Source organism: Kitasatospora sp. NPDC058965, assembly GCF_042741245.1.
Classification (GTDB): domain Bacteria; phylum Actinomycetota; class Actinomycetes; order Streptomycetales; family Streptomycetaceae; genus Kitasatospora.
The window spans coordinates 1-17328 of sequence record NZ_JBHYKG010000177.1; the positions used below are offsets into that span (position 1 = coordinate 1).

Here is a 17328-nt window from a genome sequence, read left to right on the forward strand (position 1 = left end):
CCACCACACTGGGGACCTCCTGCGGCGGCGTCACCACCACGGTGGGGACCTCCTGCGGCGGCGTCACCACCACGGTGGGGACGGCCCGGTGCCCCGGCCGGGGCGCGGTCAGCGCCGCCGGGTCCGCCTCCAGGCGGGCCGGCGGGTGCGCCCCGACCGTGCCGACCGACCGGTCGTCCTCCTCCTCGATCTCGATCGTGGTCACCAGGAACCCGGGCACCGACTCGGTGACCGGCGCCACCGTGACGGGCGGCCGGACCACCGGGGTCGACGGCACCGCCAGCGAATCCGCCGAGCCCGCGGTCACCGGCGGCGCGGTCGCCACGGTCGTGGCCGGCGCGCCGGTCGGCGGGGTCACCGTCACCACCGGCAGGACGACGGCGGTCCCCCACTGTTCGCCGCGCGGCGCCGCCTCGGTGAAGACGGTCCGCCCGTCCCCCTTCACCTGCTCGGTGACCTCCGCCTTCGGGACCGACACCGCGAACGGCACCACGCCCGCCAGGCTCCCGGCCGCGGCCGCCGCCTCGGCCCGCGCCCCGGTCCCGTGGTGGAAGGTGAACGCGAACTCCACGTGCCCGTCGAAGTGCACCAGCGGGATCGGGATCTTCGAGCTCGCGATCGCCCGGCCACCGGCCGCCTGCTCGCCGCCGCGCCGCTTGCGGTAACCGCCGCCGAAGGTGACGATCGCGGCGAACCTGCCGGGCAGCTTGGAGAACTCGGCACCGAGCTGGCCGGTGAACTGGCCGTGCCGGGAGAACAGGTGCCGCTCGGTGCGGCGCGCCGTGGTCTCGCCGGCCAGCGCCACCTCGGCCCCCTTCTCCTCCCGGTCGAAGGCCAGGTCGACCACCTTCGCGGTGACCGAGACCCAGGCCGTGCTGCCGAGCACGGAGAACGGCGCGCTGCGCAGTTCGCCGCCGGCGGTCAGCCCGGACAGGTTGGCCCACAGCTTCTCCCTGCTGAACGCGTCCGCCACCAGGTCCGAGCGCTTCCTGCCGCCCGCGCCCTTGCGGTCCCAGGCGCTGCCGTACGCCTTCCGCCCGCCGGCGTCCAGCAGCGTGCGCAGCGACCCGACGTCCGGCAGGTCGCGGACCGGGTGGTTGGCGGCCAGTCCCCGGTCCCAGATCGCCTGCGGCGGCACCTGGAGCTGGCGCGGCCGGGCCAGGTCGAGGGCCGCCAGCGCCCGCTGGTCACCCGTGGGCTGCTGACCCGCCGTCAGGGTGGCGGCGGCCGCGTCGTCCACCTTCACCGCGTCGGCGGTCTCCACCAGCGCCTGGAAGGCGACCTGCGCGTAGCCGAAGGCGTGCTCGTGCACGCCGAAGCCCTTGACGGTCATCGGCGCGGTGGTCGGCCCGGCCGTCCTGGCCCGGGCCGCGGCCCGGATCCGGTCGGTGGTCTCGGCGACCTTAGCGTCGTACTGCCGGCGCAGCGCGGCGACCTCGGCCTCGGTGCCGGGCTGCCCGACCAGGGCGTCGATCTTCGCCTGCAGCCGGTCCAGCCGGTGCTGCACCTGCGGGGTCTGCACCGGGATCCGCTGGTCGACCTTGCGGCCCCACGGCCGCCAGGGGCGGCGGAACTCGAAGTCGAGCACCGCGACACCGTCGTAGACGCTGCCGGGGACCTTGCTCTTGGTGCCGAGACCGGTCCGGGCGGCGCTGGCCGCCTCGGCCGTGCGGTCCTGGCCGGCCACGTGGCTGACGGTGCCGCCCGCGACCAGGGCGGCGGGCAGCACGCCCAACGGGTCCGAGGTCGCCACCACCTGGAGGCTGGTCGCCCGGGTGGCCCCGGTGGTCCGGGTCGCCTCGCCGTCGGTCGCCACGCTGGAGACCGCGGTGGTGCCGCCGGTGTTGAACTCGGTGGCCTTGGTGTTCGCGGAGTGCGCCAGCTGCTGGATCCGCGCGGTCACGGTGACGCTGCCGCCGCCCTTCAGCGCGACCACCCAGGGCTGACCGGCCATCAGCGACTTCATCCTCGGCTGCAGCGCGCCGACGGTGAACTTCTTGCCCAGGCTCGCCTTCGCCTTCGCCCAGGCCCCGGGGGAGCCGAAGACGTACGCGCCCGTCCCGTCCAGCTGGTCGAGCACCGCGGCGGTCGCGGTGGCCGGGGCCGGCCCGGTGACGGTCGGCGGCTGCACGGTGAGCACGATGTCGGTGGCGCCGAGCACCAGCGACCTGGCGATCCGCGGCGGCGGGCCGTAGTACTGGGTCGGCGCCGGCTTCTGACCGGTCGCCGGGTCGATCGGCAGGTCGCGCAGCGGGAAGGCGAACTGCGCCCCGGTGGTCACCCGCACCGTCCGGACGCCGCCCGGGATGCCGAGCGGGTGGGTGAGCCCGACCTCGACCGTGAAGGTCAGGTCGCCCTTGAAGAGCGCGGCCGGCTCGACCGTCTTGGACTTGGAGACGGCGTTGGCCGCCGAGTCGAGGCTGCCGCCGGTCAGCGTGTCCTTGTTCCGGGCGTGGTTGACGGCGAGGTTGACGTGCGGGACCTTCACTGCGGCGCCGGCCTGGAAGGTCCGGGTCGACAGGTCGTCGGCCATCTCGCCGGCGGTGCTGGAGGATTCGGTGCCGACCTCGAACTCGAAGTCCTTGACGGTCTTCTGGTACTCCGTCACGGCGGCGGTGGCCCGGGTGACGGTGATCTCGGCGGTGACGCCGTTGGCGGACACCGAGGTGCCCCAGGTCTTGTCCCCGGTCAGCGCGGCGACCTGCGGCTTGAGGGCGATCGAGTCGAAGAACGGCAGCAGGTCCGCCTCGATCTTGCCCCAGTGGTCCTCGAAGGTCGGCGCGAGCGCGGTCCGCAGCGCCGTGATCACCGCCAGCGGGTCGCCGAAGGCGGTCACCACGTCGGAGGCGCCGAGCTGCTGGTTCCGGGTGACCCGCTCCGGCGGCTGCACCAGCAGCGGCTGCGGCACCGGGGCCGTGACGGCGGCGGCCGCGGCGGCGGCCGCTTCGGCCTCGGCTCGGGTGAACACCTGCTTGGCCGGCGCCGCGTCCGTGGTGGTGTACTTCTGGGTCATCGCCTTGGGCACCGCGACCACGAAGCGGACCTCGCCCTGCCCGTGCGCCGCACCGGCCGGCTCGTTCTGCTCCTCGATGCTCAGGTCCACCCGCGCGGTGGCCAGGAAGAGCACCATCGGCTCGGCGAACTTGCCGGCCGCGACCGTGCTGCTGCTCTCGGCGGCGCGCGAGCCCTCCCGGTGCCGGTGCGCGTAGCCGCCGCCGACCAGCGGGATGCCCAGCGCACCGGCGTCCGGCAGGTCCCGCTGGTAGCCGCCCTGCAGCTGGCCGTTGACCGAGTGCCAGTGCGCCCCCCGGGCCGCGCTGCTGCGCACGGCCTCGTTGGTCAGGTTCAGTTCGGCCTTGTCGATCACCCGCAGGTACTCGAGCTGCTGCACCTGGGCGGTCGCCTTGGCCCGTGCGTCCCCGTGCAGCGGGCGGGCCAGCAGCGGGCTCTGCACCGGCAGGCCACGGGTCATCGAGGGCAGCCAGGCCGCCATCCGCTCGCGGCCGAAGGTGCTGCGCACGGACGGGCGGACCTCGGACCAGGAGGCACCGAAGAACCGCCGGCCCAGCCCGCCGAGCAGGCTCTGCAGGCTCGGCTGCGGGCGGGTGCCGGGGGTCCGGGCCGGTTGCGGTCCGACGTAGACGTCGTAGACCACGGCGTTCTCCGGCAGGCCCGGCGCGCCGCCGGGCTGCAGGCCCCAGACCTCCGGGCCGGGCCGGTGGGCGGTGGATTCGGGGGCCAGCTCGGGAGCTTCGAGCAGGTGCGGTCCGGTGCTGCCCACCGGCGCGGTGAACCGCTGCGGGGTCTGCACCGGCTGCGCGTCGGCGGCCTCGACCAGGACCGAGAAGCCGACCCTGGCGGTGGCCCGACCCCGGGTCGTGCTGAAGTCCTGGCCGACCAGGTGACGGAAGGTCAGCACGGCGCTGCCGTCGAACACCACGCCCGGGACCTTGGTCTTGACACCGGTGCCCTCGCGCAGCGTGGTCTGCTCGATCGTGGTGCTGTCCCGTCCGAGCTGCGCACCGACCGCCTCGGTGCCGCGCAGCGGGGCTTCGGCGATCGGGTTCTCCGTCGCGGAGAAAGGCAGTTGGGCGCTGAGGCTGTCGGTCTCGTTGGCGGTGTAGCTGCGGATCGCGTCGGTGCCGGTGTTGAACTCGGTCTGCTCGGTGGTACGGTGCTGCGCCATCTCGGCGACGTGGGCCGAGATCAGGATGCTCCCGCGGTCGCCCGAGAGCAGCACCTCCATCGGGTCGCCGGCCATCATCGACTTGAGGTCGGTCTGCAGGCTCAGCAGGTCGACCTGGCTGAGGAACTCCTGCTTCACCTCGGCCCAGTCGGAGCCGAACTCCTCCCGGCCGAAGGCCTCCAGCGAGTCGGCCGTGCCGGGATCGCCGAGCAGCGCCCGGACCCCCCGGCCGGACCGCACGCCGTTCGGGTCCAGCGCGAACAGGTCGCGGACGATGTCGGAGCCGCCCAGCGCCAAGGTCTGCTCCACCCGGGCCGGGGGCCGGTAGTGCACCTGCTTGGCCGGCGGCGGTGCGAACGGCGCCTCCGCGGTGGGCACCGCGACCTGCACCGGGACGGTGACGCGGGCACTGCTCGCCCGCGGGCCGGTCGCGGCGGTGACCGGCATCCGCCGGTCGCCGCTCCTCACCTGGGAGAAGTCGAAGTCCAGCCGGATCAGGGTGTCCAGCACCAGGGCCGGCTCGGGGGTCTTGCCGCGGCTGAACATCCGGCCGCTGGACGAGACCACGCTGCTGTTCAGGTGGTCCTTGGTGGCGCCGAGCTGGCCGGTCAGCGTGGTCTCGGCGGTCGCCCTGCCGCGCAGCATGATGCCCGCGCCGATCCGGGTCCGGCCCTCCACGAACGAGCCGGCGGTCGCGTACGAGTCGCTGCCGTCCTCGAACTCCAGCTTCTTGAAGGTGTCCACGGTGGTCGCCCTGACCACCGTGGCCGTCACCAGAACGTCCCCGCGCCAGCCGCCGACGTCCAGCGGGACGGGCAGCGCGTCGCCGCGCGTCATCCCGGACAGCCGCGGCTGGAGGGCGGCCAGGCTCAGCCCGGTGGACAGCTGGCCCTCGGCCTCGACCAGCTGATCGGGCGTCAGGATGCCGGACAGCTGCGGCAACAGGCCCTGGACCACCGCGTCCTGGGCACCGGTCGGCGGCAGCACCCGGTCGCCGGCGCCGAGCTGGCCGAACGCGGTGATCCGGGTGGGCGGCGCGAGCGGGCCGGCCTGGCCGGGCAGGCTGAGCTGGTCCTGCCCGGCGTCCGTGTCCTGCAGCACCGCCTTGACCGGCCGGGCACCGGGGGTACCCACACTGCCGCGCAACGCCCCGCCCTCGGCGTGCACCTCGACGTGCAGCCCCAGGCCGTCGGCCAGCACCGCACCGAAGAACGGCAGGTCCTCGCGGTCGTAGCCGTGCTCCCAGTCGCGGACCGCGTCGGCGTACTGGGCCGCGGTGCTCAGGCCGGCCGGCTGGACACCGGCGAACCGGGCCGGGTCCGCCCGGCCGGTCCAGTCCGCCAGGTGCGCGACCACCAGCCGGCGGACCGCGCCGAGCTGCGGTGTCCGGCGGTCGGCCCGGTAGTCGGCCAGCACCCGGTGCGGGTCGGAGAGCCAGGTGTACAGCGGGTCGGTGTCGGCCAGGCCGCCGGCCCCGGCGAGTTCGTCGCGCACGTGCACCGGGTCGCCGACGACGGCCAGGTCGAGCAACTCGTGCGGGCCGAACGGGATCGGCACCAGCGGCGAGGACTTCGCGGGAGCCTTGGCCTCGGCCTTCGCCTCGGCCGCCGGAGTGGCGGACGTGCCCGTCGCCACCGCGGCGGGCGCCACCACCGGCCGCAGCGCCGAGAAGTGCGCGCCGCCGAACTGCCCACCGTCCCGGTACAGGTGCACGGTGGACCGACCGGCCACCGCACTGTGCAGCACCACCGTGCCGTGGTCGTCGAGCACGCCCAGGTTCAGGTCCAGCGACTCGGTGGTGACCAGCGGCACCTCGTCGAAGAACGCGGTGTTCCACAGCGGCCGGTGGCGGACCGCCAGCTCGACCATCGCGCTGGTGGTCATCGCGTGCAGCGCGGCCGGGTCCAGCTGCGGCACCTGACCGTACTCGGGGCGGACCGACAGCACCCGGCGCCAGACCTGGTCCGAGAGCGCGGCGGCGTTCTGCTGGTCGCCGCCGGCCGCCGTCCCGGTGAACGGCGCCGCCAGGGTGTCGCGCAGGTCGTCGCGCAGTTGCGCCTGCCAGTCGGTCCCCCCTGGCAGCGGCCCCGGCAGACCGCCCACCTGCCAGAGCTGATGGTCCGTCAGATCGGCGAGCAGGGTCTCCAGCACCGGCCGGTTCGGGGCGTCCAGCCGGGCCCGGACGGCGGCGCCCCGCGGCCCGCGCAGCCAGTCGGAGACGTGCGCGCGCAGGCCCGGCACGTCGAGTGACTCGTGCGGCCAGGAGCCGAGTTGGTGGTGCGCGCCGGTCAGCACCGAGGTGAACAGGCAGTCGCCGTCGCCCGGCACGGTGAGCGCCTGGTAGGCGACTCCCTGGACGGAGAGCTGGTCCCGGTAGACCTCGGGCGACCGGGCGGCGGTCCCGGTCGCGGTCATCACGGTGCCGCGGAACGCGCCCGCGAGGCCCTGCTCGGCCGGCACGGACACCGGCGGTGCGCTGCTCGGCACGCCCTTGGGCAGGAACTTCACCCAGCGGCCCCGGTTCCCGTCGGCGTCGGGCAACAGGCCGAAGCTCGCCCGGCCCAGGTCGTCGGAGACCACCACGTCGGTCGTGGGGGCCCAGACCACCAGGCCGGTCCGATCGGCCACCGCCTGGCCGACCGCGATCCCGTCGGCGCCGGTCAGGCCCGCCCGGCAGGCGGGCAGCAGGATCTCGGCCTGCGCACCGAGCTGCGCGAGACTGGGGCGGCGCGCCAGCACGCCGCCGAACCCGGAGCCGCCGAGCTTGACCCTGCCCGCCGTACTGGTGGTGACCGTGACGGTGAGGTCCTCGCCGCCGTGCACCACCGCGGTGTAGAGCGGGGTGCCGGGGGCCCAGGGGGTCCGCTCGAAGGAGTGGATGTCGGCGCCGGTGAACTCGGTCCGGACCGGGTCGACGGTGTGCAGGTGGGCGAACTCGGGCTTGGCCGGGTCGAAGCGGGTGAGCTCCAGTTCGTGGTCGAAGATCCGGCCGACGGAGCCGGACCCGGGCACGGTGTCGAGCACCTTGCTGAGGATCTCGCCGACCTCCGGGCCGCCGGCCGGGTGCTCGGGCAGCGGGTGCACGGGCGGCGAAGGCTCGGGCAGCGGGCCCACGGGCACCGGGCGTTCGAGCGGGGGAGGCATCGCCGGCGGCGGCACCCGACGCCCCGCGTCGTCGGCCGCCCTCCCGAACACGTCCCCGCTGCCCCGCTCGTGCGCGAGCCACTTCGCCAGGTCCGGGCTGCCGCCCGCGGCCCTGTCGTGCAGTTCGATCCAGTCGTGCCGGAAGGCCGCCACCTCCTCGCCGAATCCGCTCGCCGGGTCGGCCGGGTCGATCCCGAAGCTGCCCGGCCCGCCGAAGTGCCGCCCGAACGCCTGGCCGCCGCGCCACAGCGCGCCCTCCAGGTCGAGCTCGTGGTCGATCCTGCGGTCCAGCCCGCCGAGCAACCGGTCCACGTCCTTGCGGAAGGCCAGTGCCCGCGGGTCCAGCGGACCGTTCACCAGCGGGTGCTCACCGGACTTCGCGCCGCCCAGGTGCAGGTCCGCCAACTCCCTGATCCGGTCGGCGTACTCGTCGCCGACCCGGGTCAGCGCCTCGTCGTCCAGTTGCCAACCGCCCTTGCGCGCCACGGTGTCCCGCATCGCGCCGAGGGTGTCCGCCAGGTCCTGGTGGAAGCGCAGCCGGCTGTCCAGCGCCTTCGGGTCGAGCAGCGCGCCCACGCCCGGGTCGGTGGCCGCGGGGAGGTGCCGGTAGCCGTCCGCGGCCAGGCTCCTGCCGACGGCCTCCTTGAGGTCCTGCTCCAGGCTCTGCCCGGCCTCGTCCAGCGCGGACTGCGAGGTGCCACGACCGCGGACCTCCAGCGCGGCGCGTGCCCCGGGCAGCAGCTCCCGGTCGAAGGTGAGGGCCGCCTGCAGCCGCACGCTCGCCCCGCGCAGCGAGTCCTGGGCGGCCGACCGCTCGGCCTCGTACTCCTTGAATCCGCTCGGGCTCTCGTACGCCTTGGCCAACTCCTCGGCGAGCTGCGGCCGCAGCCGGTCCCCGTCGGCGAGGTGGTCCAGCAGCTGGTCGGTGTGGCGCAGCACGTCGTCCGCGTACTGGACCCGGCCCGGCAGCGAGTCGGCGAAGGCCGCGTACTCCGGTGCCGTCCGGCCGGGGCCGTCCAGTTCGGTGGGCAACTGCTCCTTGAGCAGGGCCGCGTGCTCGGGGGTGGGCGCGCCCTGGTCGACCGCCTTGTCGGCCGCGTTCCGGAACTCGGCCAGGTCGGCCCGGCGGTGGAACTCGTCCGGCAGCCGGGCCAGCCGCTCGTCCACCGCGGCGGCCCAGTCCTTGTGCAGGGCCGCGAGCTGATGGTCCGTCAGCTCGCTCAGGTCACGGCCGCCGGTCAGGGTCCGGAAGTCCTCCCGCAGGTCCTTCTCCAGCTGCGCGGCGACCTGCTCGACGGCCGGTCCGTCCAACTCGCCCCAGGTGTCGTGCTCCCACCGGGCGTAGGCGTCGTCCACCTTCTGCCCCAGCCCGGCCAGGTCCCAGTTGCGCCGCTCGGCCAGGCCGAGCAGGGTGCCGGTGTGGTCGATCAGCCGCTGCTCGCCGGCGTGCAGCAGTTCGGCGGTCCCGGGCTGCGGCGCGGGGTGCGGGCCGTGGTGCTCCAGCCAGTCCACCGCGTCGAGCCGGCCGCCGGTGGCCACCTCGTCGAAGCCGCCGATCCAGTCCCGGTGGAACTGGCGCTCCAGGTCACCGGCCTGCTTGCCGAGGCCGGGGTGCCGGTCGATCAGCTGCTGCCAGGCCGAGCGCGAGTCCGCGGCCACCTTCGGCAACTTCTCGGCGGCCGCGTGCAGGTCGGGCAGCGCGTCGGTGATGCCGCGCAGCTCGGCGTCCAGCTCGCCGAGCGCCCGGTCCACGGCGTCCGCGGTGTGGCCGGCGTCCCGCAGGCCGTTGCGGGCCCGGGTGAGCGCCCGGTCGATCTGCGCCAGGGCCTGCCCGCCGACCAGGGCGGTGGTCTCCGGCGCGGGCGGGTGGCCGTCGGCGGGCTTCCAGTCCTGCACGGTGTGCAGCGCGTCGGCGACCTTGCGCCCGGCGCCCTCCTCGAAGGCGTAGCGCCCGGGCAGCCCCTCCCTCAGCTGGTCCAGGTGCGCGCCGAAGTCCCCCGCGCGCAGTCCGTCCCCGGCGTCCTCCAGGACGGTGGCCAACGCGGCGTTGCGGGTGTCCGGCGAGGTCGGGCGGCCTTGCAGCACCGAGTCCAACTCGGGGCGGTGCAGCAGCCGGTCCGCCTCGGGACGGAAGTCGCGCAGCTCCTGGGCGTGGTCCAGCGCGTCGGTGAGCCGGTCGGTCAGCCCGCGCTCGGTCCCGCCCCAGTCCTTGCGGACGTTCCACAGCGCGTCCGCCCTCGCCCTGGCCTCGGCGGCCGGGTCGGTGTGCGGCTTCTCCCGCAGCTTGCCCAACTCCTCGTCGAAGGCCCGGCGGAAGGTGTCGCGCAGGTCCTGCTGGGCGGTGTCGTGGGCCTGCCTGATCTCGGTGTCGGACCACTCCGGGTGCGCGGTGCGCCACTTCTCGACCAGCCGGCCCAGGTGCCCGGAGCTGTCCGCGAGCAGTTCGGTGGCGTGCTCGTGGAACCGGCCGCGGCCGGACAGGTCGTGGTCGATCGCGTGGACGTGCAGGTCGAGCGCGTCCCCGGCGTCGACCCGGGTGAACGGGCGCTCGTCCAGCGGGCGGTAGGCGGTGTCGAAGGCGTGGTCGAGCTCGGCCCGGTAGGCGGCCGCGGCGCTGCGGACGGCCTCGTCCGAGCGCCCGTCGGCGCGCCACCTCCGCTCCGCGTCCGCCACCTTGCCGTCCACCGTCCCGACCCACTTCTGATGGGCCGCCTCCTTCTCGGCGCGGCCCGGGAAGGTCTTGGCCAGCTTGTCGACCTGCTGGTCGATCCCCTTCGGGTCCCGCTCGAAGGTCGCCCGCAGGTCCTGCTCGGCGCGGTCGAAGACCTTCTCGCGGGTGGGCGCATCGAGCTTCTGCAGGCGGCGCGAGCCCTTGACCGACTGGTCGAACTTCTGCCGGAACCGGTCGCGGGCGTCCCGGTACTTCTCCTCCAGCGTGAGCTTCTGCTCGTAGTCGGCGGTCAGCCTGCCGGTCTTCCGCTCGAAGGCGCGGCTCTTGTCGGGGTCGCCGCCGAACGGGTCGCGGCGGCCGTCGCCGCCACCGCGACCGCCGTGGCCGTCGCCGTCCCCGGTGCCGGAGCCGGAGCCGGAGTCGCTCCGGTGCAGCGGGTCGGTGGGCGGGTCCGGTTGCCGCACGGCCGGCCGGTGGGACGCGTCGCCGGGGTGGCCCGCGTCCCCGCCGGAGCCCGCGGAGCCGTCGCCGGGGTGCTGGAGGGAGCCGGCCGCCTTCTCGGAGGTCGCCCCGACCGGCTTGGACTGCGCGGGTTTGACGGCGAGCGGCTCGCCGGTGCTGCGCCCGACCGTGCCGGAGCCCTTGCCGCCGGCCACGGCCGCGTCCGAGCCCCCGGCGCCGTCGGTGCGCACCGGGGCGGCGTCGGCCGACGTGTCCGGCCCGCCGGTCCGCCCGCCCGGCGCCTCGGCCTCGGCCGGCGCACTGGTCCGGCCCGGCCCCGGCTCGCCACCGGGCCGGGCCACCGAGGGGCCGTCACCGGCACGGTCCCCGGCGTTGGTGACCGCCGGTCCGTCGCCCGGGCGCCCGGCGGGATTCGTGAGGTCGCTGCCCGGGCGCGCACCCGGCCCGGACCCCGGGCCGGGGCGGCTGGCCGGCGCCGGCCGGCCGGTGGACGGGTCGGTGTCCAGCCGGGCCGGCGCGGGCGTGCCGCCCTGGCCCGCGGCCCCCGCGGCTTCGGCCTGCTGCTCCCCCGCACCGCGCCCGCCGGCCTGCGCCGGGTGCCCGGTGCTGCCCGAGTTCAGCGCCCCCGCCCCGGAGTCGGTCACCGGGTCGGCCACCCGGACCGAGCCCTCCTCGCTCCCCACGGTGCGCCCGGGCTGGTGGCTGCCGAGCGCGGACGTCTCCGGCCCGCCCAGTCCGCCGGTCCCGCCGCTCGGTGCCTCCGACCGTGCGCCGGTCCACCGGTTGCCCGGATCCGGCAGCCCGGTGCCCGCCGGCTGCTCGCCGCCGCCCCGCACCGGCACCTCGCCGGGCCCGTCCGGCCCCTTCGGCGCCACCTCGCCCGGCCCGCCCGGCACCGGCCGGTCGATCCCGGTCGGCGGCCCGGTCAGCGGCGCGGCGATCTCGTGTCCGAGGTCGACCCCGGGCCGGCCCAGCGGGTTGCCGCCGATCCCGCCGATCTCGGTCACCGGCGCGTTCACCGGGTTCACCGGCGCCACCTCCGGCGGCGCGTGCACCCCCGCCCCGGCGTCGCCGAGCTGGCCGCCGCCGTTGACCGGCACGGTGTCCCCGTGGAAGAACGGCTTGTCGCCCAGGCCCTTGGCCAGCGGCTTGAGCGCCCCGGGCAGGTGCGCCAGGACCGGCAGCCCGCCGGCCAGTCCCATGCTGAGCGCTTCGCCCTTCCAGAAGTCGACGCTGTTGAAGTCGTTGGGGACGGCGTACACCGCGTCCCCGATGGCCTGCGAGGCGACGTCGACGGCCAGCTGCAGGCCGGCCTGCAGTCCGGCCTCGATCGCGATGTTCCCCGCGAATGCCAGTGCTTCGGGCAGCGCGGCGCTGAGCATCGCGCCGAGCTCCCCGATGATGCTCATGATGACCTCGGGCAGGATCGCGCCCAGCGCCGCCCCCAGCAGCTCGCCCAGGCCCGGCAGGAACATCAGCGGGATCGACAGGATCGCCCCGATCAGCTCGGCCAGCGAGGAGGCCTCGGCCTGCCGCTTCTCCTTGTCCATCAGGTCGACGATGTAGTCGCCGTAGGCGTTGATGTGGTTGCCGATCTCCCGGGCGGCGTCCACCGCCGGGGTCAGCTGCAGCGAGCGCAGGTCGTTCCAGGTGTTCTGCATGACCGTGCTGGCGTCGCCGGTCCAGCGCACCCCGTGCACCAGCCCGTCCATCGCGCCGAACTGCTCCCACAGCCGGTCGCTGAAGTCGATCCACGCGTTGCCCAGGTCGTAGATCGGGCTGACGTCGAAGGTCGGGTTGTACTCGCTCAACGCAGGGTCCACCTTGCGGACGGCCGGGGGCGGCCGGGAGGGTCAGTAGGTCTCGCCGATGGCGGTGAAGCCGGGGTCGGTGATCGCGGTGTCACCGCCGCCACCGCCCTTGCCGTTGTGCGAGTCCCAGATCGCGGTGTCGGAGACCGAGCCGGTGAAGTAGAAGAGGTCCACGATCGCGTCCTCGGCGGCCAGGTAGTTGTTGCCGGCGATGTCCAGCGCGGCGGCCACCCGGCCCACCAGGCTGGTCTTCGCGCTGTCCGCGTCGCCGGCCCTGCCGTACAGCGCGGTCAGGCAGGCGTCGAGCCGGTCGAAGAACTCCTTGGCCTCGTCGGCGGTCTGGCCGGCCCAGCCGAGTTCGAGGTCCCCGAGCGTGGTGAAGATGCCGGCCACGTCGGCGCCGATGCCCTCCAGCATGCCCAGCACCTGCTTGCCGAGGTTCACCAGGAGTTCGGGGTCCACCGCGATGGTGGTTCCGGAGCCGGCGCCGGCGTAGACGGCGGGGGCTGGCGTGATCACGGGAACTCCGTCCTGGCTACGGGTGCTTGTCGAAGTTGGCGGTGTTGACCTGCTCGATCTCGACGTACTGGTCGTGGGCCGCGGTCATCCGCCGGACCATCTCGTCCAGCAGCTCGTCGAGGCTCTGCATGGTCCGGTCGAACTCGGCCTGGAAGGTGGCGAAGGAGCTGCCGGCCGGGCTGCGCCAGTAGCCCTCGGCCGCCTTGAAGGCGCTGTCGATGGCCTCGACCTTGAGCCTGATGTCGTCCCGCCGCCCGCCGACGATCTGGATCGCCTCGCCCAACTGCTCGACGTCGACCTTGAACTCGGCCGGTGTGATCTGCTTCTGCTCGGCCACCAGGCCCCCTCCCCCGCGCTCCCCGGCCTGCGGTCCGCTCCGTTCGGCGGATCCGCCGGCGAGCCTAGGCGGCCGCCCGGCGCCGGGACATTCCCCTTTTCCCGAGGCCCCGGGTGTCCCCGAACGGGGACCTGCCCCCGCCCCGCGCGCGCCCACCAGGATGGGGCACGATCCGATCCCGCCCCAGGCTCGCCCGCGGAGGACACGTGGCCAGCACGCCCCACAACGCCGTCCACGGCCCGCCCCGGGACGACGCGCGCGACGGCCCGCAGAGCGGCGACGACAACTCCGGCGACCCGAGTCGCACACCGTCCTGGTCCGCCGACCCGTACCTGCAGGTGATCTGGTCCCAACCCCCGGACATCACCGGCAACTTCGCCGACTCCACCGGTTCCGGCAGTGGTGGCCACCGGCACCACCCGGCGCTCGCCGTCGACCTCGGCTCGGTCTGGGAGACCGAGAACGGGATCCTGGGCCGGGCCCGCACCTCGGTGGCCGGCTACATGCAGCTCAAGGAGCTGTGCCGGTCCGCCATCGACGGCGGCTCGATCTGGGGCCAGCACGCGATGAAGCGGGTCGAGCACCCGCCCATCGGCACCCGCGACGGCTACCAGACGGTGCGGCCGGACACCATGGAGGCCGACGGGCCGGTCCAGCAGGCCGCCAACGAGTACGCCCGGGCGATGGACCCGACGATGAGCGAGGTGCTGCGGCAGATCGCCGACGCGATCGAGAGCGTCGGGCAGTTCACCGCCCTGCTCAACCGGGCCGGTCAGCTCTACGCGCACGCCGACCGCGGCTCGTTCTTCCCCGACCCGCCGCCCCCGCCGGTCACCACCTGACCCGCCGTCGGCCCCTACCCCCGGCGGGGCAGGGGCCGACGGCGGGTCAGACCGCCTCCGGCTCCGGCACGTCCGCCGGCAGCAGGGTCACCAGGTCCTCGGTGGTGGGCTCGGCCAGCGCCGCGACCCGGCGGGCGTGCCGCTCCGTCATCCGCTGGAACAGCTGACGGGCCGTGCGCCCGTTGCCGAACCGCTCGTCCCGCCCGAGCGCCTCGAAGTACTCGGCCAGGACCTGCGCGGTCGGCCCGGTCAGCTCGTACCGGTGGTCGCGGGCCTGGGCCTGCACGATCCGCACCAGCTCGGCGGACCCGTAGTCGTCGAAGACCAGGGTCCGGGCGAACCGGGAGGCCAGGCCCGGGTTGGCGTCGACGAACCGCGCCATCTCGTCCGGGTACCCGGCCACGATCACCACCACGTCGTCCCGGTGGTCCTCCATCAGCTTGACCAGGGTGGCGATCGCCTCCAGGCCGAAGTCGCTGCCCTGGCCGACCGGGACCAGCGCGTACGCCTCGTCGATGAACAGCACCCCGCCCAGCGCCCGGCGGAAGACGGCCGTGGTCTTCGGGGCGGTGTGGCCGATGTACTCGCCGACCAGGTCGCCGCGGTCGGTCTCCACCAGGTGGCCGCGGCTCAGCAGCCCGAGCGCGGCCAGGATCTTCCCGTACAGCCGGGCCACCGTGGTCTTGCCGGTCCCGCTGTTGCCCGCGAAGACCAGGTGGCGGGAGAGCGGTGGCGGCGGCAGGCCCGCCTCGGTGCGCCGGCGCACCATCTGCATCACGTTGACCAGGGTGGAGACGTCGTGCTTGACCCGCTCCAGGCCGATCAGGGCCCGCAGTTCGTCCAGCAACTGCTCCAACGACTCGGCCGGCCCGGCCGCCTCCCCGGTGCCGAAGGCGGGGCCGGCCCCGGTGGTGCGCACCGCGGGCACCGCCGCGGGCCGGTCGGTGCCGCGGCCCTCCTGCGGCAGCTGCTCGATCCGCACGTCGGCCACCCGGCACTGCTCGAAGACCGCGGCCGCGCCCTCGGCCAGCTTGAGGTCCTCCTCGGTGTCGTGGATCAGGCAGCCGCGCAGCACCGGGTCCGCCCCGGGGCCGACGTAGACGGCGGGGAATCCGGTGGCGCTGATCGCGCAGTCGGTCAGCGTGCCGTGCGCCCCCTCCCCGAGGTAGACGCCGTTCTTGCCGGTGCGGGCCACCGTGACGGCGCGCAGCCGGGGCCGGGCGCCCGCCCGGACCACCAGCCCGCTGCCCTCGGTGTCGCCGATCTCGCAGTCGCTCAGCCAGGGTGCGGCCCGTTCGCCGATCAGCACGCCCGCCGCGCGGGTGCCCCGGATCCGGGTGTCCACCACGAGCGCACCGCTGTCCTCGCCGATCCGCAGCCCGGTCCCGGTGCAGCCGTCGACCTCGCACTCCTCCACCAGCGGCCGGTGCGGCCCGCTCAGTGCGAAGCCGGTGCCGCAGTCGGTGACCGTCACCCGGCGGGCCGTCAGGTCGCCCTCCTCGACGGTGATCCCGCTCAGCGCGGCGCGCTCCACGGAGCTCTCCCGGATCTCCAGCAGCGCCCGCTCGGTGACCCGGACGCCGTGCTGCGGGGTGTCCCGCAGCGTGCAGCCGGTGAGCTCGGCGCGCGCGGTGCCGGCCAGGTGCACCGTGGTGAACGCGGTCTCGGTCAGCGAGCAGTCGGCCAGCACCACCGCGGTCCCGCCGCTGGCGAACAGGCCGTTGGCGGCGGACCGCTGGACACTGCTGCGGCGCAGCTCCAGCCGGGCGGTGCCGGTGGCGGCCAGCGCACTGTCGGCGGTGTCGCGCACCGTGCAGTCGAGCAGCCGCACCCGGGCCTCGCCGCCGGCCAGCAGGCCGGCGTGCCCGGTGTCGGCGATCCGGCACTCGCGCAGCAGCAGCACGGCCCGCTCACCGGCCTGCACCCCGCTGCCCGCGGTGCCGGAGACCTCGCAGTCGACGAGGTGCACGCCCGCGCCGGCCGCGTCGGCCGCGCCCTCCTCGGCGGTCGGCTCCGCCGCCGGGCCGGCGGTGACCAGCAGTCCGCCGGCCCGACCGTCGGTCAGCCGGCAGGAGCGCAGCAGCGGCCGGGCCTCCTCCTCGATCCGCGCGATCGGACCGTCGGCACCGCCGAACTCGCAACCGGTCCAGCTGCCGCGGGCGGAGCCGCGCAGCAGCAGCGCGCTGCCGCCGGCCGGCGCCACCCGCAGCCCGGCCACCACCGGGTCCGCGCCCTGTTCGGCCAGCACGGCCACCGCGGTCGAGCCGGTCACCGAGCCGCGCTCGACCACGGCCCGGCTGTCCCCGGCCAGGTGCAGGCCGATCGCGCCGGGCTCGCGCAGCGCGCAGTCCCGCAGTACCGGTGCGGCCGCGCCGCTCACCGCCAGCCGGCCGCCGGTCACCTCGCACTCCGCGAGCAGCACCGCGCCGCCGGTCACCGCCACCGCCGGACGGTCGGGGTCGCCGCCGCGGACCGTCAGTCCGCGGACCTCGCCGCCCGCCTGCACGGTCAGCGCGGTGCCGCGCAGCGCGACCAGTTCGACCGTGCCGGGTCCCTTCTCGGCGACCAGGGTGATCTCCCGGTCCAGCACCAGGTTCTCGGTGTAGCTGCCGGGCTGCACCGAGACCACGGCGCCCGGCCCGGCGGCCCGCACCGCGGCGCCGATGGTGTGGTGGGCGCCCCAGCCCCGGGGCGAGACCCGCAGCGGCCGGCCGGTCATCCGGAGGTGCAGGTCAGCCGCACGGCGGAGGCCGCGTGGTGCGCGTGCGAGGTGCTGGAGGTGTAGTCGACGCCGGTGTTGACCATCTTCAGGGTGAGGTGGCCGGACGTGACGGTGTACGAGCCGCCGTCCACCCAGCGGCCGCGGTTGGCCACCTGGGAGACGTCGAACTGGCCGATCGGCGTGGGCGCCATGCTGTAGTCGTAGGCCAGGCCGAAGACGTAGTAGTGGGTCGGGTTGCCGCCGACGTAGGTGATGTCCGGGTTGTTCGGCACGTAGACCGACAGCCGGCAGGAGGCCGCGCCGAACTGCCGGCTGAAGTCGAAGTGCCAGAGCCCGCCCTGCGACTTGTCGTAGGTGCTGGAGCTGCCGGACATCGGCTCCGAGACGTAGCCGGCAGCGCAGCCGTCCCCGGTGTAGCCGCCGGTGCCGGACTTGAGCCAGCCGGCCGTTCCCGCGCCGTAGTCGGCGTCGTGGCCCTGGAAGTCGGTGGTGCCGTCGGAGCAGCTCGGGCCCGCCACCGCGGTGTAGCCGCGCTTGGCCGGCGCGGGTGCGGAGGCTGCCGGCTGCCCGCCGCCGGCGGGAGGGCCGGCCGGGGCGCCGCCGGGCTGGCCGGCCGCGGCCGGCTGCCCGCCGG

Annotated in this window: 4 protein-coding genes and 2 pseudogenes; 1 reads left to right on the top strand and 5 read right to left on the bottom strand. The window is 75.3% G+C overall.

Going from position 1 to position 17328, the window contains the following annotated elements; all coding sequences use genetic code 11:
* The 3 genes and pseudogenes from ACFW1A_RS25770 to ACFW1A_RS25780 all read right to left on the bottom strand — a co-directional run.
* Positions 1–12274: pseudogene (locus tag ACFW1A_RS25770) on the bottom strand (hypothetical protein); the annotation flags it as partial.
* Positions 12275–12316: 42 nt separating this feature from the next.
* The gene (locus tag ACFW1A_RS25775; RefSeq protein WP_380412369.1) at positions 12317–12793 is read right to left on the bottom strand and encodes a WXG100 family type VII secretion target; all 477 of its coding nucleotides are present in this window, start codon (positions 12791–12793) and stop codon (positions 12317–12319) included.
* Positions 12794–12809: 16 nt separating this feature from the next.
* Positions 12810–13130 (bottom strand): WXG100 family type VII secretion target, encoded by a 321-nt coding sequence (locus tag ACFW1A_RS25780; RefSeq protein WP_380412372.1) that lies wholly within the window; start codon positions 13128–13130, stop codon positions 12810–12812.
* 206 nt (positions 13131–13336) lie between these two features.
* Here ACFW1A_RS25780 and ACFW1A_RS25785 point away from each other — a divergent pair, with 206 nt between their 5' ends.
* A complete protein-coding gene (locus ACFW1A_RS25785) occupies positions 13337–13972 on the top strand; it encodes a hypothetical protein (RefSeq protein ID WP_380412375.1) in 636 nt (211 codons plus the stop codon).
* A 46-nt stretch (positions 13973–14018) separates the two neighbouring features.
* Here the strand turns inward: ACFW1A_RS25785 and ACFW1A_RS25790 are convergent, their stop codons facing one another.
* Entirely contained in the window at positions 14019–16691 is a 2673-nt protein-coding gene (locus ACFW1A_RS25790; protein WP_380412378.1) for a right-handed parallel beta-helix repeat-containing protein, read from the bottom strand.
* Positions 16688–17328, bottom strand: a pseudogene (locus ACFW1A_RS25795) (hypothetical protein); the annotation flags it as partial. The gene ACFW1A_RS25790 and the pseudogene ACFW1A_RS25795, both read right to left, overlap by 4 nt.

Coding starts and splice junctions, on each gene's coding strand:
- ACFW1A_RS25790 (WP_380412378.1), bottom strand. CDS start 16,691: ATGACCGGCCGGCCGCTGCGGGTCTCGCCCCGGGGCTGGGGCGCCCAC.